A 24,608-nucleotide genomic window follows, 5' to 3' on the forward strand; every position below is an offset into this window, starting at 1 on the left:
CCCGCCTTGGACTTCGGACTCGTCCTGCAGACCGACCCGCCCGCCTCGCAGGTCGTCGGCCTGATGCGCCGGGCGGAACGCAACGGCTTCCGCTACGGCTGGACCTTCGACTCCGCCGTGCTGTGGCAGGAACCCTTCGTCGTCTACAGCCAGATCCTGGAACACACCACCAAGCTCCACGTCGGCCCCATGGTCACCAACCCGGGCACCCGCACCTGGGAGGTCACGGCCTCCACCTTCGCCACCCTCAACGACATGTTCGGCAACCGGACCGTCTGCGGCATCGGCCGCGGCGACTCCGCCATGCGCGTCGCCGGACGCAGGCCGAACACCCTGGCCCGCCTGGGCGAGGCCATCGACGTCATCCGCGACCTCGCCGAGGGCCGCGAGGCCGAGGTCGACGGCAACCCGATCCGCATCCCCTGGATCAAGAACGGCAAGCTGCCGGTGTGGATGGCGGCGTACGGCCCCAAGGCCCTGGCCCTCGCCGGGCAGAAGGCCGACGGCTTCATCCTCCAGCTCGCCGACCCCTTCCTGACCGAGTGGATGGTCAAGGCGGTCCGGCAGGCCGCCACCGAGGCCGGCCGCGATCCCGACGCCCTCACGATCTGCGTCGCCGCCCCCGCGTACGTCGGCGACGACCTGGCCCACGCCCGGGACCAGTGCCGCTGGTTCGGCGGCATGGTCGGCAACCACGTCGCCGACCTGGTGGAGAAGTACGGCGAGCACTCGGGCATGGTCCCGGAGGAGCTCACCGCGTACATCAAGAACCGGCACGGCTACGACTACAGCCACCACGGCCGCGCCGGGAACCCCTCCACCGACTTCGTCCCCGACGAGATCGTCGACCGCTTCTGCCTCCTCGGCCCCGCCGAGGCCCACGTCGAGAAGCTGCGACGGCTCCGGGACATGGGCGTGGACCAGTTCGCCGTGTACGCGATGCACGACGCCAAGGAGGCCACGATCGACGCGTACGGCTCCGAGATCATCCCGGCCCTCACCCCGTGACCCGCCTCCGCCCGTAAACCCCCGGCCCTCCCGGGCCCCCTCCGCCCGTGAACCCCGCCCCTTCCGGACCCGCTTCCTCCCGTAAACCCCGCCCCTCCCGGACCCCCCACGCCCCGCACGGCTCGTTCCGTCCCCCCGCCGAACGAACGAAGGGTTCCGCCGCCATGACCGCCACCACCCCCGCGGGAAGACCCGCCATAGCCGACGACCGTGTCGAGCTCGCGCCCGGCACGGTCCCGGCCGACCCCCGCTTCGTCAACGACGACCTGCTCCCCGTCCCCGTCGAACGGCGCCGCTGGACCACGTACAACTTCACCGCCCTCTGGGTCGGCATGGCCCACAACATCCCCTCCTGGATGCTGGCCTCCGGTCTCGTCGCCCTCGGCATGGACTGGAAACAGGCCGTCCTGACGATCGCCCTGGCCAATGTGATCGTCCTCCTCCCGATGCTGCTCACCGGCCACGCCGGACCCAAGTACGGCATCCCCTTCCCCGTCCTGGCCCGCGCCTCCTTCGGACTGCGCGGCGCCAACCTGCCCGCCCTGATCCGCGCCGGGGTCGCCTGCGCCTGGTTCGGCATCCAGACCTGGATCGGCGGCCAGGGCGTCTTCGTCCTGCTCGACAAGGTCTTCGGCGGCTGGGCGGAGGCGTCCCGCGTCGGCGGCCAGCCCTGGACCCTGTGGCTCTGCTTCGTCCTCTTCTGGGCCCTCGAACTCGCCATCATCTACCGGGGCATGGAGGCCCTGCGCCGCTTCGAGAACTGGGCCGCGCCCTTCGTCATCGTCGGCGCGCTCGTCCTCCTCGTCTGGGTCTCCGCCAAGGCCGGCGGCCTCGGCCCGCTCCTCGACCAGCCCTCGAAACTCGGCTGGGGCGCCGACTTCTGGCCCGTCTTCTTCCCGGCCCTGATGGGCATGATCGCCTTCTGGGCCACCCTCAGCCTCAACATCCCCGACTTCACCCGCTTCGGCGCGGGCCAGCGCGCCCAGGTGTGGGGCCAGACCCTCGGCCTGCCCACCACCATGACGCTCTTCGCGCTGCTGTCCGTCCTGGTCACCTCCGGCTCCCAGGCCGTGTACGGGGCGCCCGTCTGGGACCCGGTGGCGCTCGCGGCCAAGACCGACAACGTCTTCGGGCTGCTCTTCGCCCTGGTGACGGTCCTGGTCGCCACCCTGTCGGTGAACATCGCGGCGAACGTCGTCTCCCCGGCGTACGACCTCGCCAACCTCGCCCCGAAGCTGATCAGTTTCCGCACGGGCGCGCTGATCACCGGCGTCGTCGGCGTGGTCATCATGCCGTGGAAGCTCACCGCCACCCCCGAGCTGTACATCTTCACCTGGCTCGGTCTGGTCGGCGGGCTGCTCGGCACGGTCGCCGGGATCCTCATCGCCGACTACTGGCTCGTCCGCCGCACCGTCCTCGACCTCGAAGGGCTCTACCGGGCCGACGGCCCCTACTGGTACCGGAGCGGCTGGAACCCGGTCGCCGTCCTCGCCTTCGCGGTCGGCGGGATCCTCGCCGTCGGCGGCTCGCACTCGGCCCCGGGCACGGGCCCGTTCCCCGAGGACGGGCTGATCCCCTTCCTGAAACCGCTCGCCGACTACGGCTGGGCGGTGGGCCTCGCCGCCTCGCTGCTCCTCTACACCGCCCTCATGAGGCGCGGGACGGCAGCCCCGTCACCCGTCCGATCCAGCTGAGGTACGACCAGACGCGGGTGTTCACGGCGGGGGTGTCGGTGGCGCACCCCCGCCCGTAGGAGACCAGACCGACCAGGTACGGCTTCCGGGCCGCCGTGTGGACGAGGGGGCCGCCGGAGTCGTACAGGCAGGTGTCCCGGCCGGGGGCGTACGTGCAGAGCTGGGCGGACGTCACCCGGGACATGCCCCGGTCGACGCACGTCCGGTTGTTCATGGTGCCGAGGGTCACCGTCCGCAGGACGTCGGAGGCGCGTCCGCCGAACGAGGTGGCGCCCCAGCCGGGGGCCTCGACCTGCGTGTGGTCGAAGGCGCCGTGCGCGTACGCGGTGGGCAGGGCGACCGGGCGCACGTCCCGGTTGAAGGCGACCGGCTCGGCCAGCCGGACGAGCGCGATGTCGTTCCGCTGGGTCTCCGGGTCGTACTCCGGGTGCGTCAGGAACCGGGCCGGGGCGGCGAGGAGCGCGTGCGGGCTGTCGTCCCCGGCCGTCAGGTCGTGGTCCCCGAGCAGCACGCCCACCCGCGCCGTGCTGCCGTACGAGCCCGTCAGGCAGTGCGCGGCGGTCAGCACGTACCGGTCGCCGATCAGCGCCCCGCCGCACATCACCCGCCGCTCCCTCAGGTCCACCAGCCCCGCCATGAACGGGTACTGGTGCGGCCGCGCCTCCTGGCCGCCGACGACCGCGTACGCCGGCGCGATCCCGAGCGGGCTCGCCCCCATCACCACACCCGCGACCGCGGCCACGAGCTTCCGCGCCCATCCCATGGAGAACTCCGAACTGTCGGCACCGTCTTCCCCGGGCCGTCGGCGTGCAAAGACGTTTCCTCTGCCCGTCCCGCGCACACGTTCCGGCCCGCGTGGGCATCAACGAACCGGGCGGGATCCGGTCACCGGGGCACACGGTCCGGACTGGTGTGCGGCGGGGCGGGAAGCCAGCCGCTCAGCGGTCCGCGTCCGGGCTCCAGCCCGGCACGTACGAGGCCGCCGCCGCGTCCCACGCCGGGACACCGCCAGGGAACGGCCAGGCCCGGGTCGTGTCCGGGGCGGCGACGAGCGACCGGAGGGCGTCCGCGAGACGGCGGCTCTCGTACGCGACCCGGGACGCGGCGTCCGGGCGGTCGCCCAGGACGGCGATCCGCTCCTTGTACGCCCGGACGGGAGGGGCCGCGCAGAGCGCCACCCACGCGGCGTCCACGGCCCGCGAGAGGAGCAGCACCCTCGGTCGGCCGCCCTCCGCCAGCGCCGCCGTCAGACGGTCGTGGCCGTCCAGGACCACGGGGGAGTGGAGCCCGCTGATCCACCAGGCGAACACCGGCGGCAGCACCCCCTCCCGGTACTGGCGGCGGTACGCGCGCACCCGGGGCGCCTCCACCGGCGAGAGCGCCCGCAGCGGCAGCAGGTCGCGCGCGTCCTCGACCGGGTCGCCGTACCCGAACCAGGTCAGATGGCCCCGGTCGGGGTCGTGCGCGAGCAGCTTCGGCCAATTGGCCTCCACGAACCAGCGGTTCACGTCGGGCCCGAGCCGCCACTCGCCCTCGTGGAGCGGGCCCCGGGCGGCCGCCCGGAGCTCCGTCCCGGCGTGCGCGGCCCAGCGCGCCGTCCACTCCTCCGAGCCCGGCTCGGCGAACTCCGCGAAGGCGCGGGCCCGTTCGGCCCGCAGCGGGGCCAGCGGGGAGGCGTACCGGCCGGTCCGCGCGTAGTGCACCCCGTAGCGGGTGACCCGCTGGCGGGCGAACAGCACCGGGACGGACCCCTGCACCAGCACCAGACGGCGTCCGTCGGCGCACTCCATCCGCAGACCGGGCTTCACCGGCTCCTCGACGCGCATCCCGTCACCCTACGCGGGCGGTCGGACGGCGGTCCGTGGCGCACGGGCGGCGGTCACGGCACCCGGGCCGTCCACTCCTCCGTGCCGAACTTGCTCTCCACGAGCCCCTCCGCCCGCGTCAGCTCCTCCTCCGTGAGGCGGCCCTCCGTCAGGCCGTACCGGTTCCGGAAGGAGGCGATCATCCGCTCGATCACCGCCTCGCGCGGCAGTCCCGTCTGACGGCGCAGCGGGTCCACCCGCTTCTTCGCGCTCTTCGTCCCCTTGTCGGAGAGCTTCTCCCGGCCGATCCGGAGCACCTCCGTCATCTTGTCCGCGTCGATGTCGTACGCCATCGTCACGTGGTGCAGGACCGCGCCGCCGCCCGCCACGACCCGCTTCTGCGCGGCGCCCGCGATCTTCCCGGCGTCCGTGGCGATGTCGTTGAGCGGCTGGTACCAGGCCCGGACCCCCATGTCGCCGAGCGCGCCGAGCACCCAGTCGTCCAGGTAGGCGTAGCTGTCGGCGAAGGACAGGCCCTGCACGAGGGCGTCGGGGACGGAGAGCGAGTACGTGATGGTGTTGCCCGGCTCGATGAACATCGCCCCGCCGCCGCTGATCCGGCGCACCACCCGGATCCCGTGCCGCTCGGCCGCCTCCGGGTCCACCTCGTTGCGCAGCGACTGGAAGCTGCCGATCACCACCGCCGGGGCGCCCCACTCCCACACCCGCAGGGTCGGCGGGCGGCGGCCGGCCGCCACCTCGTCCGTCAGGACCTCGTCGAGCGCCATGTGCAGGGCGGGGGACCGCGGCGGCTCGTGGATCAGCCGCCAGTCGTAGTCGGTCCAGTCCGTGGCGTGCGCGAGGGCGCGGCGGACCGCGATCCCGACGCCCTCCGACGTCAGGCCGAACATCTGCGTGCCCGGCGGCAGCGCCGCGTCGATCCGCGCCGCGAGCCCGGCGGCGTCCGTGTCGGCCGGGGCGCCCTCCAGGGCCCGGTCGATCGCGAGGATCGCCTCGTCCGGCTCCAGGAAGAAGTCGCCCGCGACCCGCACGTTCCGCAGGACGCCGTCCTCCGCGTCGAGGTCGACGACCACCAGCTTTCCACCGGGGACCTTGTACTCGCCGTGCACGGAACCCTCCCGCGGGTAAGGGATGAACTCGGCCAAAGGGTACTCCCCGGGGAAACGGCGGGTGACGGATGCGCCGTACCGGTTGTCAGAGCGCCGTGATTGGCTGGACGCATGATCGAAGACTTCCTTGAGCACGTCCTCGCCGGCGGCACGACCGAGGTGGAGGAGGCGGTCCGCAAGGCCGCGGCCGCCGAGATCACGCCGCGCTTCCGGCAGCTCGCCGCCCACGAGATCGTCGAGAAGAACGGCCCGCACGACCTGGTCACCGTCGCCGACCGGTCCGCCGAGGCGCACCTCACCGCCTCCCTCACGGCGCTGCTCCCCGGCTCCGTGGTCGTCGGCGAGGAGGCCGTCCACGCCGACCCGGCGGTCTACGACGCGCTGCGCGGCGACGCGCCCGTGTGGATCGTCGACCCAGTCGACGGCACCCGCCAGTTCGTCCACGGCGACCCCGCCTTCTGCACCCTCGTCGCCCTCGCCCGGCACGGCGAGGTCCTCGCCTCCTGGACCTACGCCCCCGCCCTGGAGCAGATGGCCGTCGCGGTGCGCGGCCGGGGCGCCACGCTGAACGGCGAGCCGCTGCGCTCCGGCGCGCCCGCGCCCGGCGAGGTCCTGGAGGTCGCCTCCTCGCACCCCGACTACACCACCCCGGAGCAGAAGCGCGCCCTGCTCGGCCTGGCCGTCGACGGCGTCCGCCCCCGCCCCTGCGGCTCCGCCGGACTCGAATACCTGGCCGTGGCGCGCGGGGCGCTCTCCGGCGTCGCCTTCTCCTGGGAGTACGCCTGGGACCACGCCGCCGGGCTCCTCCTGGTCGCCGAGGCGGGCGGCGCGGACACCACGGTCGCCGGAGAGCCGTTCCGCGTCACCGGCGGCAACGCGCTGCCGTTCACCGCGGCCCGGGACGCGGCGACCGCCGAGCGGATACGGACCCTCCTCGGGGGGGCGGTGAGACCGCCGCACCCGTCCGCCTATCCTGAGACCCCGGCCACCGGCTGACGAAGGAGCCCGCAGGTGACGCACAGGACGCCGATGCTCGACGCCGTCGTCGTGGGGGCGGGACCCAACGGACTGACCGCCGCCGTCGAACTGGCCCGGCGCGGCTTCTCCGTGGCCGTCTTCGAGGCGGAGTCCACCGTCGGCGGCGGCGCCAGGACCGAGGAGCTCACCCTCCCCGGCTTCCGGCACGACCCCTGCTCCGCCGTCCACCCCCTCGGCGCCGGCTCGCCCGTCTTCAAGACCATGCCGCTCGACCGGTACGGCCTGGAGTGGCTCCACCCCGAACTGCCCATGGCCCACCCCTGGGACGACGGCACCGCCGCCGTCCTCGCCCGCTCCGTCGCCGAGACCGCCGCCTCCTTCGGGCCGCGCGACGCCGGGGCGTACCGCAGGCTCGTCGCCCCCTTCCTCGGCAAGTGGGACACCCTGGCGGCGGACTTCATGCAGCTGCCGCTCACCGCGCTGCCCCGCGACCCGGTCACCCTCGCCCGCTTCGGCCTCGCCGGACTGCCACCCTCCACCTGGCTGATGCGCCGCTTCCGGGACGAGAAGGCCCGCGGCCTCTTCGCCGGGCTCGTCGGCCACGTCATGGCCCCGCTCGGCGGCTTCGCCACCGGCGCCGTCGGCCTCGTCTTCGCGCTCGCCGCCCACGCCGGCGGCTGGCCGCTGCCCCGGGGCGGCTCGCAGTCCATCTCCGACGCCCTCACCGCGTACCTGAAGGACCTCGGCGGCGCCGTCCACACCGACTTCGAGGTCAAGCGCCTCGACGACCTGCCGCCGGCCCGCGCCTACGTCTTCGACACCTCGCCCACCGCCCTCGCCCGGATCGCCGGCTTCGGCGGCCACTACGACCACTACAGGTACGGCGCCGCCGCCTTCAAGATCGACTACGCGCTCGACGGGCCCGTGCCGTGGACCGCCGAGGAGGCCCGGCGCGCCGGCACCGTCCAGATCGGCCCCACCGCCGGGGAGATCGGCACCGCCCTGCACCAGGCCTCCTCCGGCACCGCCCCCGGCGCCCCCTTCCTCATCACCGCCCAGCCCAGCCTCGTCGACCCCTCCCGCGCCCCCGGCGGCAAGCACGTCTTCTGGGCGTACGGCCACGTGCCCAACGGCTGGCGCGGCGACCTCACCGGGGCGATCGAGCGCCAGATCGAGCGCTTCGCCCCCGGCTTCCGCGACCGCGTCCTGGCCCGCGCCACCGCCGGACCGCCCGAACTCGCCGCGCACAACGCCAACTACGTCGGCGGCGACATCGCCTGCGGCGCCGCCCGCGGCCTCCAGCTCCTGCTGCGCCCCACCCTGTCGCTCCACCCCTACGCCACGCCGCACCCCGCGGTCTTCCTCTGCTCCTCCGCCACCCCGCCCGGCCCCGGCGTGCACGGCATGTCCGGGCACAACGCGGCGAAGGCGGTCTGGCGGCGGCTGCGCGCCCCCGCCCGCGAAAATTAGACTGGCCCCCATGGCCAAGTACTTCGACGTGCACCCCGACAACCCGCAGCCGCGCACCATCTCCGCGGTGGCCGACAGCATCCGGAACGGGGCGCTCGTCGCGTACCCGACCGACTCCTGCTACGCCCTCGGCACCCGCATGGGCAGCCGCGACGGCATCAGCCGCATCCGGGCGATCCGCGACCTCGACGACCGCCACCACTTCACCCTGATGTGCCGGGACTTCGCCCAGCTGGGGCAGCTCGTGCACATCGACAACGACGTCTTCCGCGCCGTCAAGGCGGCCACCCCCGGCCCGTACACCTTCATCCTGCCCGCCACCAAGGAGGTGCCGCGCCAGCTCCTCCACCCCAAGAAGAAGACCGTCGGCGTCCGCATCCCCGACCACGTCGCCACCCAGGCCCTCCTCGCCGAACTCGGCGAGCCGCTGCTCTCCAGCACCCTCCTCCTGCCCGACGAGGACGAGCCGCTGACCCAGGGCTGGGAGATCAAGGAGCGCCTCGACCACCAGGTCGACGCCGTGCTCGACTCCGGCGACTGCGGCACCGAGCCCACCACCGTCGTCGACTTCTCCAGCGGCGAGCCCGAGGTCGTCCGCCGGGGAGCGGGGGACACCACCCGCTTCGAGTAGGAGCCCCGGTGGCCCGGGGCCGGACGGCCATGTCGTTTTTCCGCCAGCCCCGGCGCCGTCCGCCCCCGATCATGGAGACATGCACACCGACACCGAGCGCTGCGTGCGGGCCGTCCGGTCGAAGGACGCCCGCTTCGACGGCGTGTTCTTCACCGCCGTCCGCACCACCCGGATCTACTGCCGGCCCAGCTGCCCGGTCGTCCCGCCCAAGCCCGAGAACATGGAGTTCCACCCCAGCGCCGCCTCCTGCCAGCGCGCCGGCTTCCGGGCCTGCAAGCGGTGCCGGCCCGACACCAGCCCCGGCTCGCCCCAGTGGAACGTCCGGGCCGACGCCGTCGCCCGCGCGATGCGGCTCATCCAGGACGGCGTCGTCGACCGGGAGGGCGTCCCCGGCCTCGCCCGGCGGCTCGGCTGGTCCACCCGCCAGATCGAGCGCCAGCTCCTCGCCGAGCTGGGCGCCGGGCCCCTCGCCCTGGCCCGCGCCCAGCGCGCCCAGACCGCCCGGGTCCTCATCGAGACGACCCCCCTGCCGCTGGGCGAGGTCGCCTTCGCCGCCGGGTTCTCCTCCGTCCGCGCCTTCAACGAGACCGTCCGCGAGGTCTTCGCCCTCACCCCCGGCGAGCTGCGCGCCCGCGCCGCCGGTCCGGCCGGCCACCGGGCCCCCGCCTCCGGCGCGATCACCCTCCGGCTGCCGTTCCGCGCGCCCCTCGAACCCTCCAACCTCTTCGGCCACCTCGCCGCCACCGCCGTCCCCGGCGTCGAGGAGTGGCGGGACGGCGCCTACCGCCGCACCCTGAACCTCCCGTACGGGCACGGCACCGTCGCCCTCGCGCCGCGCGCCGACCACATCGCCTGCCGGCTCTCCCTCACCGACCCGCGCGACCTCACCCACGCGATCAGCCGCTGCCGCCGGCTCCTCGACCTCGACGCCGACCCCGTCGCCGTCGACGAGCGGCTGCGCGCCGACCCGCTGCTCGCCCCGCTCGTCGACGCGGCCCCCGGCCGCCGGGTGCCCGGCTCCGTCGACCCCGCCGAGTTCGCCGTACGGGCCGTCCTCGGCCAGCAGGTCTCCACCACCGCCGCCCGCACCCACGCCGCCCGGCTCGTCGCCGCCCACGGCACCCCGGTCGACGACCCCGAGGGCGGCCTCACCCACCTCTTCCCGGAGCCCGCCGCGCTCGCCGCCCTCGACCCCGAGACCCTGGCGCTGCCCCGCAGCCGCCGCGCCACCCTGCTCACCCTGGTCCGGGCCCTCGCCGACGGCAGCCTCCCCCTCGGCCCCGCCGACGACCGCGAGGAGGCCCGCGCCCGGCTGCTCGCCCTGCCCGGCTTCGGCCCCTGGACCACCGAGATCATCGCCATGCGGGCCCTCGGCGACCCCGACGCCTTCCTCCCCGGCGACCTCGGCGTCCGCCGCGCCGCCGAAGGCCTCGGCCTGCCCGCCACCCCGGCCGCGCTGACCGCCCGCGCCGCCCACTGGCGCCCCTGGCGCGCCTATGCCGTCCAGTACCTCTGGGCCACCGACTCCCACCCGATCAACCACCTGCCCTCCTGAGGAGGTCACGCCGTGCCCACCGTCCAGCACACCGTCGTCGACAGCCCGTACGAGCCGCTGACCCTCGTCGCCGTCGACGGCGTCCTCAGCCGCGTCCACATGACCGGCCAGCGCCACCGCCCGCCCGAGGAGACCTTCGGCGACCCCGACCCGCGCCCCTTCGGGGAGGCGGTCCGCCAGCTCGACGCCTACTTCGCGGGCGACCTCACCGCGTTCGACCTGCCGCTCCACCTGATCGGCACCCCGTTCCAGCTGCGCGTCTGGGAGCGGCTGAGCCTCATCCCGTACGGGGAGACCCGGACGTACGGCGAACTCGCCGAGGAGCTGGGGAGTCCCGGCGCCTCCCGGGCCGTCGGCCTCGCCAACGGCAAGAACCCCGTCAGCATCATCGTCCCCTGCCACCGGGTGGTCGGCGCGGGCGGCGGCCTCACCGGCTACGGCGGCGGCCTCGACCGCAAGCAGCGGCTCCTGGCCTTCGAGTCGGGCACGCGGGAACCCGACGCCCTCTTCTGAGCCCGGCGCCCTTTTCCGAACCCGATGCCCTTCCCCCGCCGGGGTGTTAGGTTCCCCGCATGGCCAAGGTGAACATCGCGCTCGACGCCGAACTCGTCGTGGAAGTCATGGTCCTCGCGGGGGTCAACAACCCGCAGGACGCCGTCGAGGCGGTCGTCCGCGACTACATCGCCCGCGGCCACCGCACCGAGGCCCGGGTCGCCGGCCGCGACGAGCCGGTCCGCACCGGGGAGACCGTCCCGCCGGAGCCGCAGCAGGGCTGAGGCCACCGGCCCGGGGGAGTCCTCAGTCCTCCCGCTCCGGGGGCTCGGCGTCGCTGCGGGCCCGCGCCGCCCGCCGCAGCCGGGGATGGCGGTCGCCGCCCTGCTCGGTCATCGCCTCGCCGACCATGGACCGCACCGCGTCCCGCAGCCCGTGCAGGGCGTGGTGCCGGGCCGGGCCCGCCCCCGGGTCCTCCCGCAGCTCCTTCACCAGGGCCCAGCAGAGCACCAGCATCACCACCACGAACGGCAGCGCCACCAGGATCGTCGCCGTCTGGAGCGAGTCCAGACCGCCCACCACGAGCAGCGCCGCCGCCACGGCCGCCATCAGGACGCCCCAGATCACCACCAGCCAGGTCGGCGGGTGCAGCGAACCCCGGCTCGTCAGCGAACCCATCACGAGCGAGGCCGAGTCGGCGCTCGTGACGAAGTACGTCATCACCAGGACCATCGCGACGACCGAGGTGACCGTGCCCAGCGGCAGCGCCTCCAGCATCCCGAACAGCGAGGCCTCCGCCCCGTCCTTCACGGTCGCCGCCAGGTCCGCGGCGCCCGTCGACTCCAGCCGGATCGCCGTGCCGCCCATCACGCAGAACCACACCACCGTCGCCCCCGACGGCACCAGCAGCACCCCCACCAGGAACTCCCGGACCGTCCGGCCCCGTGAGATCCGGGCGATGAACGTGCCGACGAACGGCGCCCAGGACAGCCACCACGCCCAGTAGAAGATCGTCCACGTCCCCAGCCAGTCGGGGTCGGTGAACGCCCCGGTCCGGCTCGCCATCGGCAGTAGCTCGTGCAGGTAGCCGCCGACGGAGGCCGGGATGGTGTCCAGGACGTAGACGGTCGGCCCGAGCAGGAACACGAAGAGCATCAGACAGGCCGCGAGGACGATGTTCAGCGTGGAGAGCCACTTCACGCCCTTGTGGAGGCCGGAGAAGGCCGACAGGACGAAGGCCCCCGACAGCGACACGATGATGATCAGCTGGACGCCCGTCGTGTTCTCCACGCCCGCCGTCAGGTTCAGCCCCTCCGCGACCTGGAGGGCCCCGAGCCCCAGGCTCGTCGCCGTGCCGAACACGGTCGCGAACACCGCGAGCAGGTCGATCGCCTTGCCCGGCCAGGAGTCCGCCCGGCGTTCCCCCATCAGCGGCACGAAGGCGGAGCTCAGCCGGTTCCCCCGGCCCTTGCGGAAGCCCGCGTACGCCAGGGCGAGCCCCGTGATGCCGTAGATCGCCCACGGGGTCAGCGTCCAGTGGAAGAACGAGTACTCCATGGCGTTGAGGGCCGCCGCGCCCGTCCCCGCCGCGGCGCCGCTCGCCGGCGGCGGGTCCAGGAAGTGCTGGAGCGGCTCCCCGACCCCGTAGAACATCAGACCGATGCCCATGCCGGCGCTGAACATCATCGCGATCCACGCCAGGGTCGTGAACTCGGGCTCGTCGTCGTCCCGGCCCAGCCTGATCCGGCCGAAGCGGCTCAGCGCGATGACCACGCACAGCACCAGGAAGACGTCCGCCGCCACCACGAACAGCCAGGCGAAGTTGGCGAGAACCCACTCCAGGGCCGTGGACGAGGCGCTGTCGAAGGAGTCCTCGCCCAGGGCCGCCCAGGCCACGGCCGCGACGACGGCCGCGACCCCGATCCCGATGACCTTGCCGTCGGGTGCGTACCGCCCGTCCGGATCCGCCGGGGCGCGCTCACTCGGTTCCGTGCTCATGCGACCCCACTATGGTGCGGAATATCCGCACATCAGGGGGTGGCACGCCGTCCGGGGCTCCGGATAGGGTCGGCGGCGGCGCGACTGCACGTTCGAAAGCAAGGGATGCAAGGTGACGGACGGAGCAGCAACGGTCGCTCGCGTGCTCGTGGCGGCCGACAAGTTCAAGGGTTCGCTCACGGCCGTGGAGGTCGCCGAGCGGGTCACGACGGGCCTGCGACGGGTCGTCCCCGACCTGGAGGTGGAGACACTGCCCGTCGCGGACGGCGGCGACGGCACCGTCGCGGCGGCCGTCGCGGCCGGATTCGAGCGCCACGAGGTGACGGTGACGGGGCCGCTCGGCGAGCCGGTCACCGCCGCGTTCGCGCTGCGCGGCACCACCGCGGTCGTCGAGATGGCGGAGGCCTCCGGGCTCCAGCTCCTCCCGGCCGGCGAGTTCGCCCCGCTGACCGCGACCACGTACGGCTCCGGCGAACTGCTCCGCGCGGCCCTGGACGCCGGTGCGACCACCGTCGTCTTCGGCGTCGGCGGCAGCGCCACCACCGACGGCGGCGCCGGGATGCTCGCCGCGCTCGGCGCCCGCTTCCTCGACGCGGCCGGCGAGCCCGTCGGCCCCGGCGGAGCGCCCCTCGCCGACCTGGCCACGGCCGACCTCACCGGCCTCGACCCCCGCTTCGCCGGGGTCGACCTGATCCTCGCGAGCGACGTCGACAACCCGCTCACCGGCCCCAAGGGCGCCCCCGCCGTCTACGGACCGCAGAAGGGCGCCACCCCCGACGACGTCCGCACCCTCGACGCGGCCCTCGCCCACTTCGCCACCGTCCTGGAGAAGGCCATCGGGCCCAAGGCGGCCGAGGCCGCCCTCGCGCCCGGCGCGGGCGGCGCCGGCGGCATCGGCTACGGCGCCCTCGTCCTGGGCGCGAGCTTCCGCCCCGGCATCGAGCTGATGCTGGAGGTCCTCGGCTTCGCCCCCGCCCTGGAGCGCGCCACCCTCGTCATCACCGGCGAGGGCTCCCTCGACGAGCAGACCCTCCACGGCAAGGCCCCGGCGGGCGTCGCCGCGGCGGCCCGCGCGGCCGGCAAGGAGGTCGTCGCGGTCTGCGGCCGCCTCGCCCTCCCCGCCGAAGCCCTCGGCCGGGCCGGCATCCGCCGCGCCTACCCCCTCGCCGCCCTGGAGCCGGACCCCGCGAAGTCCATGGCGAACGCGGGCCCGCTCCTGGAGGAGGCCGCGGCGGACATCGCCCGGGACTTCCTGCAGTAGTTGCCCCTAGACGTACGGGGACGGGGCCCGGTCACCCCGGCCCCGTCAGCCGGAACGCGTCCAGCGCCAGCGTCATCTCCGTGAGGTCCCGCGGCCGGGAGAGCGACCGGGACGTCAGCTGTTCGAGCCGCCGCAGCCGGTTGAAGACCGTGTTGCGGTGGCAGTACAGCCGCCCGGCCGCCCGCCCCGCCGACCCCTCGCACTCCAGCCACGCGTCCAGCGTCTCCAGGAGCACCGCCCGGTCCGCCGGATCCAGCTCGAGCAGACCGCCGAGGACGTCCGACACCAGCAGGCTCGCCATCTCCGGCTGGCCCACCACCAGCGCCCCCGTCATCCGCCGGTCGAGCCGCACGATCTGCCGGCTGCCCGGCGGACACGTCCGCAGCGCCAGCTCCGCGAGACGGCGCGCCCGGCCCAGCTCGGTCAGGCCCACCACCACCGGACTGATCCCGCCCGGCCCCGGACACCGCCCGTCGAGCAGCTCCGACAGGGCGTCCAGACCCGTGTCACCGGCGAGCGCCACCACCCCCAGCTCGCAGTCCGCGCCCATCCGCCACAGGAACCGCACCCCCTCGCCCTGCACCTGCCGGTGGAACGCCTCCCGCTCCTCCCGCCGGTCGTAGCGCAGCACCACCACCGCGTACCGCCCCTGCTCCGGCAGGTCCAGGCCCGCCGCCGCCCGCGCCACCAGCTCCGGCGAGCGCTGCCCCTGGAGCAGCGCGTCCAGGAGCGCCTGCAACTGCTCGTCCGTACGGCTGCGCAGCTCCAGCTCCGTCTCCCGGTACGCCTCCGACGCCGTGTCCGCCTGCGCGTCCACCGCCGACCACACCGTCGTCGCCGACTGCATCAGGGCGGCCAGGTGCGCCGCGTCCGACCCCGCGCTCTCGATCAGCGCGTCCCACACCAGGTGCCCGGCGTGCCGGTAGGCGTGCACGACCAGTTCGAGCGGCATCCCCTGCGCGGCCCGCCGCCGGCCCATCCCGTCGGCGTGCTCCAGGTCCCGCCGGGGCGAGTTCCGGGGCGCCGAGATCATCTCGATCCCGATCCGCATCGCCTCGTGGGCCTCCTGCCAGTGCTGGTCGTACGGCAGGATCCGCCCGTAGGCGGGCTCGTACGCGTGGAGTTCCCTCAGGTGCTCGTCCACCAGCTCCGGCACCCGCTCCAGAAGCTCCGCGCACGCCCGCGCGAGCACCTTCCAGTCGTCACCGGTCCGCCTTCTGCGCCGTCCCATGCCGGGAGGATCCCCTGCCCGGGTCCCCTTCGCACACCCCCTGACGCGCACTGTTGTGCGCGTGCACAGCCCGCCGCCGCGCCCGCTGGTCAACGGCAGCGATTCGGCCGCCGGGCGTGGACGCGCGGTCCGGTGCGGTGTTGGGGTGAGCGCCACCGAACGGCCGGACCGACGTGGGCGGCCCGGGAAAGGGGAGCCATGGGAGGTACCGCACCCGCCCTGGAGGTCACGGACCTGACGGCGGGATACGGACCGGTGCGCGCGCTGCGACGGGTGTCGCTGACCGTGCCCGCGGGCGCCGTCGTCACCGTCCTCGGCGGCAACGGAGCCGGCAAGTCCACCCTGCTGCGGGCCGTCTCGCGCACCCTGCGGTTCCACGGCGGCGCCGTGGTCTCCGGCACGGTGAGCCGCGACGGACTGCCCCTCGACGGACTGCCGCCCGACCGGGTCGTCGCCGCCGGGGTCTCCCAGGTGCCCGAGGGCCGCCAGGTCTTCGCCCGGATGACGGTCGAGGACAACCTGCGGGCCGGGGCGCTCGGCCGGCGCGGCGGCCGGGCCTCCCGGGCCGCCGCCCTCCGCCGGGTCCACGAGCTCTTCCCGGTCCTCGCCGAGCGCGCCCGCCAGCCCGCCGGACTGCTCTCCGGCGGCGAACAGCAGATGCTCGCCGTCGGCCGCGCCCTGATGGCCGCGCCGGGCCTGCTCCTCCTGGACGAACCCTCCCTCGGCCTCGCCCCGCTGATGGCGGCCCGGATCGCGGACGCCGTCCGCGAGATCAACGCCCAGGGCACGGCGGTGCTCCTCGTCGAGCAGAACGCGGCGCTCGCGCTGCGGCTCGCCTCCCTCGCGTACGTCCTGGAGGTCGGCGAGGTCACCCTCTCCGGGCCCGCCGCCGAACTCGCCGCCTCCGACGAGGTGCGCCGCCGCTACCTGGGCGTGGTCGACGAGGACGCCGCCGCCGACGCGGCCCGCGCCGCCACCGCCCACCCGGTCCTGACCCGCTGGGAGGAGACCCGATGAGACCGCAGCCACGACAGCCCCCACCGGTGGGACCCGCACCCGCTCCCGACGTCCCCGCCCTCCACGTCCGCGACCTGACCGTCCGCTTCGCCGGGCTCACCGCCCTCGACGCCGTCGGCTTCACCGTCCGGCCCGGCACCGTCCACGCCCTCATCGGCCCCAACGGCGCCGGCAAGTCCACCTGCTTCAACGTGCTCTCCGGCGTCTACCGCGCCACCTCCGGCTCCGTCCGCCTCGGGGAGCAGGAGCTGACCGGCCTGCCCCCGCACCGGATCGCGGACCTCGGCGTCGGCCGGATCTTCCAGAACCTGGCCCTGCCGCCCCGCGCCACCGTCGAGGACAGCCTGATGCTCGGCCGCCACCGGCTCACCCGCACCGGCTTCCTCGCCGCCGGGCTCCGGCTCCCCTCCGCCGCCCGCGAGGAGGCCCGGCACCGGGCCAGGGTCCGGGAGATCGCCGCCTTCGTCGGCCTGGAGGGACAGCTCTCCAGGCCCGCGGGCTCCCTCCCGTACGGACAGCAGAAGCTCGCCGAACTCGCCCGCGCCCTCTGCACGGAGCCCCGGCTCCTGCTCCTGGACGAGCCCGTCGCCGGGATGACCGCCGACGAGCGGCGCCGCACCGCCTCCGTCATCGCCGGGGTCCGCGACGGCCTCGGTATCTCGGTCCTCCTCGTCGAGCACGACATGGGCCTGGTGATGCGGCTCGCCGACTCCGTCACCGTCCTCGACTTCGGCCGCCGGATCGCCGACGGGGCGCCCGCCGACGTGCAGAACGACCCGGCGGTCGTCCGCGCCTACCTCGGAGAGGAGTCCGCCGCGTGAGCACCTTCGCGGAGTTCCTGATCAACGGCGTCTCCCTGGGCTCGATCTACGCCCTCATCGCCCTCGGCTTCGTCGTCATCTTCCGCGCCACGGAGGTCGTCAACTTCGCCCACGCCTCCCTCCTCCTGGCCGGCGGCTACGTCACCGCCGTCCTCCACGACGACATCGGCTTCTGGCCCGCCCTGCTCGCCGGGATCGCGGGCGCGGCGGTGGTCGGCGCGGCCGTCGAGTTCCTCGTGATGCGCCGCCACCGGGGCGCCGACCACAGCGTCCTCGCCATCGTCACCATCGGCGTCGACATCCTGCTCGCCACCGAGCTGACCCGCCGGATCGGCACCGACATCCTCGCCCTCGGCGACCCCTGGGGCGACGCCGTCGTCACCGTCGGGCCGGTCACGATCGCCCAGACCCGGATCGCCGCCCTCCTCGCGGCGGCCCTCCTCATCACCGCCTTCCTGCTGGCCTTCCGTTACACCTCCTGGGGCGTCGCCATGCGGGCCGCCGCCGAGAACCAGGAGACCGCCGCCCTCATGGGCATCCGGCTCGGCCGGGTCTCGCTCGGCGCCTGGGCGGTCGCCGGGGGCCTCGCCGCCGTCGCCGCGCTCTTCCTCACCGTCTTCCCGACCCCCGGCCTGGAGCGGGCCACCTCGCTCGCCGCCCTCAAGGCCTTCCCGGCCGCGATCCTCGGCGGCCTCGACTCCACCACGGGCGCGCTCGTCGGCGGCCTCCTGGTCGGCGTCACCGAGTCCCTCGCCACCGGCTACCAGGGCGACCTGGCGTTCCTCGGCCGGGGGATCGGCGACCTCGCCCCGTACCTCGTCATGGTCGCGGTGCTCCTGATCCGCCCGGCCGGCCTCTTCGGCACGAAGGAGCTCGCCCGTGTCTGAGATCCCCGCCCCTCCGCACGCCGCCGCCCGCCCGGAGGTCCCAGACAACCGGTCCGCGTCCGCGTCCGGGGAGCCCGTCCACCCCGGTGGCCCGAAGGAGCCCGCCCGTGTCTGAGACCCTCGCCCGCCCCGGCCTCCGGGTCCGCCCCGCGGTGTACGGAGGGGCCGCCGCCGGACTCGTCCTGCTCGCCCTGCCCTTCTACCTGGACCGCTTCTGGCTCCAGGCCGGCCTGTTCGCCATGGCCGCCGCCCTCGGCGCCATCGGGATCAACCTGCTGACCGGCGCCACCGGCCAGCTCTCCATGGGACACGCCTTCTTCCTGGCCGTCGGCGCCTACGGCTACTGCGCCTTCGCCGGGGACGGCACCGACGGCCTCGCCGGACTCGGCCTGCCCGGCTGGCTCGCCGCCGTCCTCGCGGTCGCCCTCGCGGGCCTGGCCGGCGGGGTGTTCAGCCCGATCGCGGGACGGCTGCACGGCGCGTACCTCGGCATCGCCACCCTCGCGCTGATCTTCATCGGCCAGCACGTCCTCTTCAACGCCCACGACCTCACCGGCGGCTACAACGGCCGCGCCGTCCCGCCGCTCTCCCTCTTCGGCCTCACCTTCGACGACAGCGAGCTGCTCGTCGCCCAGGTCCCCTTCGGCGCCGTCGAGAAGCTCTGGTACCTCGGCCTCGCCCTGCTCCTCGGCGGGGTCCTCTTCGCCAGGGGAGTCCTCGGGGGCCGCCCCGGGCGCGCCATGAACGCCATCCGGGACCACCGGATCGCCGCCGGCGTGATGGGCATCCCGGTGGCCCGCCACCGCGCCGCCGTCTTCGTCCTGTCCTCGATGTACGCGGGCCTGGCCGGCGTCCTGCTCGCCCTGGTCTTCCAGCGGACCGTCCCCGAGTACTTCGGCATGGCGCTCTCCCTGGAGTACCTGGCCATGATCGTCATCGGCGGCCTCGGCTCGGTCGCCGGGGCGGTCGCCGGAGGCGTCTTCGTCTCCCTCCTGCCCCAGCTCCTCACCCGCTACAGCGACGCCCTGCCCCTGGTCTCCGCCCCGGGCACGGGCGGGATCGCGCCGGGGGAGGCCGCCCGCTACCTGTACGGCGCCGCCGTCGTCGCGGTGGTGCTGTTCCTGCCCGGCGGCCTGGCCCGCCTGGCCGCCCGGACGCCCCGGGCACCGAAGACCCCCACGTCCACCGAACCCTCAGGGGAGACACGATGAACCACAGACGACAGGCCGTGCGGGGCCTGGCCGCCGCGCTCGCCGCCCTGGTCGCCCTCACCGCCGCCGGATGCAGCTCCAAGGCGAAGACCGGCGGCGGCGAGCAGACCGGCGCGGGCGGGGTGAAGACCGGCGAGGGCGTCACCGACAAGACGATCGCGGTCGGCGCGCTCACCGACATGACCGGCGTGTACGCCACCCTCGGCAAGAGCGTCACCCAGGCCCAGCAGCTGTACGTGAAGCAGGTCAACGCCGCCGGCGGGATCTGCGGCCGGCAGCTGGAGCTCACGGTCCGCGACCACGGCTACGACCCGCAGAAGGCGCTCGCCGCCTACACCGAGCTGGAGCCCAAGGTCGTCGGCTACGCCCAGTTCATCGGCTCCCCGTTCGTCGCCGCCGTCAAGCAGCGCGTCGACTCCCAGGACAAGGGCCTCGTCCTCCCGCAGGCCTGGTCCGCCTCGCTGCTCGGCTCGCCGTACATCCGCGTCCTGGGCGCCACGTACGACGTCGAGACGATCAACGCCGTCGACTTCCTCCTGACGGAGAAGGGCCTCAAGGCCGGGGACAAGCTCGGCCACGTCTACTTCGAGGGCGACTACGGCGAGAACGCCCTCAAGGGCTCGAAGCACGCGGCCGGGAAGGCCGGCCTGACCGTCGTCGAGCAGAAGATCAAGCCCACCGACAACGACATGTCCGCGCAGGTCGCGGCGCTCAAGCAGGCCGGGGTCAAGGCCGTCGTCATCAGCGCGGGCCCCCGCCAGGCCGCCTCCCTCGTCGGCGTGGCCGCCGCCACCGGCCTCAGGGTCCCGGTCGTCGGCAACAACTCGGCCTTCGCCCCGCAGCTCCTCGGCACCCAGGCCGGACCCGCCCTGGAGAAGATGTACTGGTTCGCTTCCCCGAGCCTGCCCGTCGGCGCGGACACCCCGACCGCGAAGAAGCTGGTGACCGACTACGGGGCGGCCTACCCGGGCGAGGCCCTCGACAACGGCGTCGTCGCCGGCTGGACCGCCGCGAGCGTCTTCGGCGAGGCCCTGAAGAAGGCCTGCGCCGACAAGGACCTCACCCGCGAGGGCGTCGGCAAGGCCCTGCTCACCCTGACCGCCCACGACGCCGGCTTCGGCATGACCCACGACCTCGGCGACCCGAAGGCGCCCTCGTCCCGCGAGTCCGTCATCATCCAGCCGGACAAGTCCGTCCCCGGCGGGATGCGCACGGTCCGGCAGCCCTTCGTCTCGGACGCGGCGAAGAGCTACACCCCGTAGGGCCCGTCCGGCCGCGCACCCGGGCCCGGGGCGTCCACCGCGCCCCGGGCCCACCGCGTCCGCGACCCGTACGCGCACGGGCGCCGGCCCCGAAGCCCCGGGCGGACCGTCACCTCCCGGAAACACACGGGTGTGAAGCTCGGGCCCATGAAGTCGCACATCGCTCCGCTCATCGAGGAGAACCGCTCCCACCCGCGCCTCGCCGGCCTGCTGGGCGCCTACCACCTGGCCAACCAGGCGGAGAAGGGCACGCCCGTGGCGGCGGTCGCCGAGCTCCCGGCCGTATACCGGGGGGAGGCCGAGGACCCGGCCGCCGCGTTCGCCGCCGACACGGTCCTGCTCGTCATTCCGCCCGGCGGGGACGGGCCGGTCGGCTGCGTCGTCCTGAAGGCTCCCCGCGAGGGGCGCGCGCCCGAGGTCAAGCGCCTCTGGGTCGAGCCCGGGGCCCGCCGGAAGGGCCTCGCGCGGGCCCTCGTGGCCGAGGCCCTGCGCCGGGCCGCCGCCCTCGGAGCGCCCGCCGTGCGCCTCACGGTCTGGAACTGGCGGCGGGAGCCGCTGGCCCTCTACCGGAGCCTCGGCTTCGAGACCGTCCCCTCCTGGGACGCCCGCCCCGACCTCCTCTGCCTGGAGAAGCCGCTCGCGGCCGACCGCGTCGCGCGCCTCACCCCCGACGCCGTCCGCGCCCACGCCCCCGACGGCCTCGCCGCGCTCCTCGTGGACGCCGTGGACGGCGGGGCCTCCGTCGGCTTCCTCGCGCCCCTGGACACCGCAGAGGCGGCCTCCTGGTGGCTCAGGGCCGCCGAGGAGGCCGAGGAGGGCGTACGGGATGTCTGGGCGGCCCTGGACGGCGACGGGCGCCCGGCCGGAGCCGTCACCCTCGTCCGTACCGGCGCCGCCAACGGTCGGCACCGGGGCGAGATCGCCCGGCTCCTGGTCCGCCGCTCCGCCCGGGGCCGGGGCCTCGGACGGCGGCTGCTCGCCGCGGCCGAGGCGCACGCCGCCGCCACCGGCCTGACCCTGCTCGTCCTGGACACGCAGACCGGCAGCCCGGCCGAGCGCCTCTACCGGGGCGCGGGCTGGACCGCCGCCGGGACGGTCCCGGAGTACGCCGCCGACCCGGCCGGGGTCCTCCGCGCGACCACGCTGTACTACAAGCGGCTCGGCCAGGGCCTGTCCGGCGGATCGGGGCCGGGCAGGCCCTAGGGCACGCGAAAGGGCCCCGGGAGGCCGTATCGCCTCCCGGGGCCCTTCGTACGCGTACCGTCCGCTACGGCAGCTGTGCCGCCCGCGCCTCCCGGCTCTCGCGCCGGTTGCCGCGGAAGGTGTTCACCCGGCGGGCCGTCGCGAAGAGCGGGATGACCGCGCCCATCACGACCTGGAGCGCGCAGCCGGTCTGGAGCAGGAACTGCCCGCCCGGGGCGTCGAACGCCCAGGCCGCCAGCATCCCCATCGCGCCGACGATCCAGCTGAGCATCGCCACCGCGAGCACGCCGCGCGGCTTCGGGTACTCGACCCGGCTCACCATCAGCCAGGCCACCCCGATGATCGCGAGCAGCGTCGGGATGAACGGGAGCTCCAGGAGCACGATCGAGACGACCGTCAGCGCGCCGAAGGGGCTCGGCATCCCCTGGAACATGCCGTCCTTCATGGTCACGCAGGAGAATCTCGCCAGCCTGAGGACCACCGCGAGCAGCACCACGATCGCGGCCACCGCCGAGACCTTCTGCTGCGCGTCGTCCGCGACCATCCCGTACACGAGCACGAAGTAGGCCGGGGCCAGACCGAAGCTGATCAGGTCCGACAGGTTGTCCAGCTCGGCGCCCATCGGGGACGAGCGGAGCTTGCGCGCCACGATCCCGTCGAAGAGGTCGAAGATCGCCGCGCACAGCATGAGGATCACGGCGGTGGCGGCGCTGTTGCGCGCCATGCCGGTCTCGCTGCTGCCCGTCAGGTGCGGGATGAGGATGCCCGTGGTGGTGAAGTACACCGCCATGAAGCCGCACGTGGCGTTACCGAGCGTGAGGGCGTCCGCTATGGACAGCCTCAGCGACAGCGGCATCTCCTCGGCCTCTTCGGCCGACTCGGTCCCGGTGTCGGCGGCCCAGTCGGCCGCCCGTGTGTCGGGGTCAATCACGGTCAATGCGAGTCACCCCCGCCGTGGTGACCTGACCGACCTCGACCGCGACCTCGACGCCCTCGGGGAGGTAGATGTCGACGCGCGAGCCGAAGCGGATCAGGCCGATGCGGTCACCCTGCTCCACCTTCGTCCCCTGCGGGACGTACGGCACGATGCGCCGGGCGACGGCGCCCGCGATCTGCACCATCTCGATGTCGCCGAGCTCGGTGTCGAAGTGCCAGACGACGCGCTCGTTGTTCTCGCTCTCCTTGTTGAACGCCGGGACGAACCCACCGGGGACGTGCTCCACGGACGTCACCGTGCCGGCCAGCGGCGCGCGGTTGACGTGGACGTTCAGCGGGCTCATGAAGATGGCGACCCGGGTGCGCCCGTCCTTCCACGGCATGATGCTCTGCACCACGCCGTCGGCGGGGGAGATGACCCGGCCCTGAGCGATCTCGCGCTCGGGGTCGCGGAAGAACCACAACATGCCGGCCGCGAGAGCGGTGGTCGGCACGGCGATGGCCGCGGCGCGCCGCGAGCCGCGGGCGCGCACGAGGCTGAGCGCCGCGGTGGCGACGGTCGGCAGGAGCCACGGCGATGCTCCGCGCGCGAGGCGTACGCCCTTGAGGCTGTCGCGGTGTGCAGAGGTTTGGCTGTGGGGCATGGATGACCTTCGTAGCGGATGATGCCGCGCAGGCAACGGGGACGGCGGCTTTCCGGCGATGCTATCGGTTGCGGGGCGCAACTGGGCAAGCCAGGAACCGAGTCGGAGGCCGGAAGACGAACACAGGGTGTGATCTTCTTCGCGGCCTTACCGGCTCAAAAGCGACAATCATCCCTGGAATCGGTACTCCTCGAGCAGCCGACGACCAATGATCATTTTCTGGATCTCGGCGGTACCTTCGCCGATGAGCAGCATCGGCGCCTCGCGGTAGAGGCGCTCGATCTCGTACTCCTTCGAGAACCCGTATCCACCGTGGATGCGGAAGGCGTCCTCGACGACCTCCTTGCAGTACTCGGAGGCGAGGTACTTCGCCATCCCCGCTTCGAGGTCGTTTCGTTCTCCGGAGTCCTTTTTGCGTGCTGCGTTGACCATCATCGCATGAGCGGCCTCGACCTTGGTAGCCATTTCGGCCAGCTTGAACTGGATCGCCTGGTGCTGGGCGATCGGCTTGCCGAAAGTGTGACGCTGCTGGGCATACGAGACACCCAGCTCGAACGCACGCTGAGCGACGCCGCAGCCACGGGCCGCGACATTCACGCGCCCGACCTCGACACCGTCCATCATTTGGTAAAACCCTCGGCCGGTTTCCCCGCCGAGTACACGATTGGCCGGAATGCGCAGTCCGTCCATGATGAGCTCGGTCGTGTCGACGCCCTTGTAGCCCATCTTGTCGATCTTCCCGGGGATGGTGAGGCCGGGGCGGACCTCTCCGAAGCCGGGCTCCTTCTCCACGAGGAAGGTCGTCATCGACTTGTGGGGCGCGGTGCCCTCGGGGTGTCCTTCGTCACTCCGGACCAGAACGGCCACCAGCGAGGACGTACCGCCGTTCGTCAGCCACATCTTCTGGCCGTTGAGGACGTACTCGTCGCCGTCCTTCACCGCCTTCGACGTGATGGCCGACACGTCCGAGCCGAGGGCCGGCTCCGACATCGAGAACGCGCCGCGCGTCTCGCCGGCCGCCATCCGCGGAAGGAAGTACTCCTTCTGCTCCTGGGTGCCGTGCTGCTTGAGCATGTACGCCACGATGAAGTGGGTGTTGATGATGCCGGAGACCGACATCCAGCCGCGGGCGATCTCCTCCACGCACAGCGCGTAGGTGAGCAGCGACTCGCCCAGGCCCCCGTACTCCTCGGGGATCATCAGGCCGAAGACGCCGAGCTCCTTGAGCCCGTCCACGATCTGCTGGGGGTACTCGTCGCGGTGCTCCAGCTCCGTCGCGACCGGGATGATCTCCTTGTCGACGAAGTCCCGGACGGTGGCGAGGATCTCCTGCTGGACGTCGGTCAGACCGTGGGTCTGGGCGAGTCGCGCCAT

Annotated in this window: 23 protein-coding genes; 15 read left to right on the forward strand and 8 right to left on the reverse strand. The window is 73.8% G+C overall.

The window, feature by feature from the left end:
- The first annotated feature begins 6 nt into the window (after positions 1-6).
- Positions 7-1,008 (forward strand): TIGR03842 family LLM class F420-dependent oxidoreductase, encoded by a 1,002-nt coding sequence (locus ACIQVI_RS01845; RefSeq protein WP_351969258.1) that lies wholly within the window; start codon positions 7-9, stop codon positions 1,006-1,008.
- A gap of 164 nt (positions 1,009-1,172) precedes the next feature.
- Positions 1,173-2,702, forward strand: coding sequence for an NCS1 family nucleobase:cation symporter-1 (locus tag ACIQVI_RS01850; protein ID WP_403589908.1), 1,530 nt, complete (start codon positions 1,173-1,175; stop codon positions 2,700-2,702).
- On the opposite strand, the gene ACIQVI_RS01855 is transcribed toward ACIQVI_RS01850, so the two are convergent.
- The 3 genes from ACIQVI_RS01855 to ACIQVI_RS01865 all read right to left on the reverse strand — a co-directional run bounded on the left by ACIQVI_RS01855 (position 2,656) and on the right by ACIQVI_RS01865 (position 5,637).
- Positions 2,656-3,465, reverse strand: a complete 810-nt coding sequence (locus tag ACIQVI_RS01855) for a serine protease (RefSeq protein ID WP_351969256.1) — start codon at positions 3,463-3,465, stop codon at positions 2,656-2,658. The two genes, ACIQVI_RS01850 and ACIQVI_RS01855, sit on opposite strands and share 47 nt — an antisense overlap.
- Before the next feature lie 175 nt (positions 3,466-3,640).
- On the reverse strand, positions 3,641-4,528 hold the full coding sequence (locus tag ACIQVI_RS01860) for a hypothetical protein (RefSeq protein ID WP_403589910.1): 888 nt from the start codon (positions 4,526-4,528) through the stop codon (positions 3,641-3,643).
- 53 nt (positions 4,529-4,581) lie between these two features.
- Positions 4,582-5,637, reverse strand: a complete 1,056-nt coding sequence (locus ACIQVI_RS01865) for a biotin/lipoate A/B protein ligase family protein (protein ID WP_403589912.1) — start codon at positions 5,635-5,637, stop codon at positions 4,582-4,584.
- Between the two features lie 111 nt (positions 5,638-5,748).
- On the opposite strand from ACIQVI_RS01865, the gene ACIQVI_RS01870 reads away from it, so the two are divergent.
- From ACIQVI_RS01870 to ACIQVI_RS01895, 6 genes are all read left to right on the forward strand, one after another.
- Positions 5,749-6,633 carry an inositol monophosphatase family protein gene (locus ACIQVI_RS01870; protein WP_403589914.1) on the forward strand — a complete coding sequence of 295 codons (885 nt, stop codon included), beginning with the start codon at positions 5,749-5,751 and terminating at the stop codon, positions 6,631-6,633.
- Between the two features lie 33 nt (positions 6,634-6,666).
- Positions 6,667-8,085 (forward strand): phytoene desaturase family protein, encoded by a 1,419-nt coding sequence (locus ACIQVI_RS01875; protein WP_403592193.1) that lies wholly within the window; start codon positions 6,667-6,669, stop codon positions 8,083-8,085.
- Positions 8,086-8,095: 10 nt separating this feature from the next.
- Positions 8,096-8,716 (forward strand): L-threonylcarbamoyladenylate synthase, encoded by a 621-nt coding sequence (locus ACIQVI_RS01880; protein ID WP_383402482.1) that lies wholly within the window; start codon positions 8,096-8,098, stop codon positions 8,714-8,716.
- A 79-nt stretch (positions 8,717-8,795) separates the two neighbouring features.
- Entirely contained in the window at positions 8,796-10,271 is a 1,476-nt protein-coding gene (locus ACIQVI_RS01885; protein ID WP_403589916.1) for an AlkA N-terminal domain-containing protein, read from the forward strand.
- Between the two features lie 12 nt (positions 10,272-10,283).
- Positions 10,284-10,784, forward strand: coding sequence for a methylated-DNA--[protein]-cysteine S-methyltransferase (locus ACIQVI_RS01890; RefSeq protein ID WP_403589918.1), 501 nt, complete (start codon positions 10,284-10,286; stop codon positions 10,782-10,784).
- A gap of 59 nt (positions 10,785-10,843) precedes the next feature.
- Positions 10,844-11,047, forward strand: coding sequence for a type II toxin-antitoxin system VapB family antitoxin (locus ACIQVI_RS01895; RefSeq protein WP_403589919.1), 204 nt, complete (start codon positions 10,844-10,846; stop codon positions 11,045-11,047).
- Positions 11,048-11,069: 22 nt separating this feature from the next.
- On the opposite strand, the gene ACIQVI_RS01900 is transcribed toward ACIQVI_RS01895, so the two are convergent.
- Complete coding sequence (locus ACIQVI_RS01900) at positions 11,070-12,761, reverse strand: BCCT family transporter (protein ID WP_403589921.1); 1,692 nt, start codon at positions 12,759-12,761, stop codon at positions 11,070-11,072.
- 112 nt (positions 12,762-12,873) lie between these two features.
- On the opposite strand from ACIQVI_RS01900, the gene ACIQVI_RS01905 reads away from it, so the two are divergent.
- A complete protein-coding gene (locus ACIQVI_RS01905) occupies positions 12,874-14,022 on the forward strand; it encodes a glycerate kinase (RefSeq protein WP_403589923.1) in 1,149 nt (382 codons plus the stop codon).
- 31 nt (positions 14,023-14,053) lie between these two features.
- Here the strand turns inward: ACIQVI_RS01905 and ACIQVI_RS01910 are convergent, their stop codons facing one another.
- Positions 14,054-15,253: a helix-turn-helix domain-containing protein gene (locus ACIQVI_RS01910; protein ID WP_351969247.1), complete on the reverse strand. Its 1,200-nt coding sequence runs from the start codon at positions 15,251-15,253 to the stop codon at positions 14,054-14,056.
- 198 nt (positions 15,254-15,451) lie between these two features.
- Between ACIQVI_RS01910 and ACIQVI_RS01915 the strand changes: the two genes are divergently transcribed.
- From ACIQVI_RS01915 to ACIQVI_RS01940, 6 genes are all read left to right on the forward strand, one after another.
- Entirely contained in the window at positions 15,452-16,270 is an 819-nt protein-coding gene (locus tag ACIQVI_RS01915) for an ABC transporter ATP-binding protein (RefSeq protein ID WP_351969246.1), read from the forward strand.
- Positions 16,267-17,091: an ABC transporter ATP-binding protein gene (locus ACIQVI_RS01920; RefSeq protein WP_403589925.1), complete on the forward strand. Its 825-nt coding sequence runs from the start codon at positions 16,267-16,269 to the stop codon at positions 17,089-17,091. The genes ACIQVI_RS01915 and ACIQVI_RS01920 overlap by 4 nt, the downstream gene beginning before the upstream one ends.
- Positions 17,088-17,978, forward strand: a complete 891-nt coding sequence (locus ACIQVI_RS01925) for a branched-chain amino acid ABC transporter permease (protein ID WP_383402505.1) — start codon at positions 17,088-17,090, stop codon at positions 17,976-17,978. The genes ACIQVI_RS01920 and ACIQVI_RS01925 overlap by 4 nt, the downstream gene beginning before the upstream one ends.
- 107 nt (positions 17,979-18,085) lie before the next feature.
- Positions 18,086-19,189, forward strand: coding sequence for a branched-chain amino acid ABC transporter permease (locus tag ACIQVI_RS01930; RefSeq protein ID WP_403589928.1), 1,104 nt, complete (start codon positions 18,086-18,088; stop codon positions 19,187-19,189).
- Entirely contained in the window at positions 19,186-20,451 is a 1,266-nt protein-coding gene (locus ACIQVI_RS01935; RefSeq protein WP_351969242.1) for an ABC transporter substrate-binding protein, read from the forward strand. Before ACIQVI_RS01930 ends, ACIQVI_RS01935 begins: the two co-directional genes overlap by 4 nt.
- A 147-nt stretch (positions 20,452-20,598) precedes the next feature.
- Positions 20,599-21,654: a GNAT family N-acetyltransferase gene (locus ACIQVI_RS01940; RefSeq protein ID WP_403589930.1), complete on the forward strand. Its 1,056-nt coding sequence runs from the start codon at positions 20,599-20,601 to the stop codon at positions 21,652-21,654.
- A 64-nt stretch (positions 21,655-21,718) separates the two neighbouring features.
- Here ACIQVI_RS01940 and pssA read toward each other — a convergent pair whose 3' ends face one another.
- From pssA to ACIQVI_RS01955, 3 genes are all read right to left on the reverse strand, one after another.
- On the reverse strand, positions 21,719-22,585 hold the full coding sequence (pssA, locus tag ACIQVI_RS01945) for a CDP-diacylglycerol--serine O-phosphatidyltransferase (protein WP_121829103.1): 867 nt from the start codon (positions 22,583-22,585) through the stop codon (positions 21,719-21,721).
- On the reverse strand, positions 22,578-23,234 hold the full coding sequence (locus ACIQVI_RS01950; protein ID WP_121829069.1) for a phosphatidylserine decarboxylase: 657 nt from the start codon (positions 23,232-23,234) through the stop codon (positions 22,578-22,580). Before ACIQVI_RS01950 ends, pssA begins: the two co-directional genes overlap by 8 nt.
- A 168-nt stretch (positions 23,235-23,402) precedes the next feature.
- Positions 23,403-24,608: an acyl-CoA dehydrogenase family protein gene (locus tag ACIQVI_RS01955; RefSeq protein WP_121829070.1), complete on the reverse strand. Its 1,206-nt coding sequence runs from the start codon at positions 24,606-24,608 to the stop codon at positions 23,403-23,405.

The organism is Streptomyces sp. NPDC098101 (genome assembly GCF_044760185.1).
Taxonomy (GTDB): Bacteria; Actinomycetota; Actinomycetes; order Streptomycetales; family Streptomycetaceae; genus Streptomyces.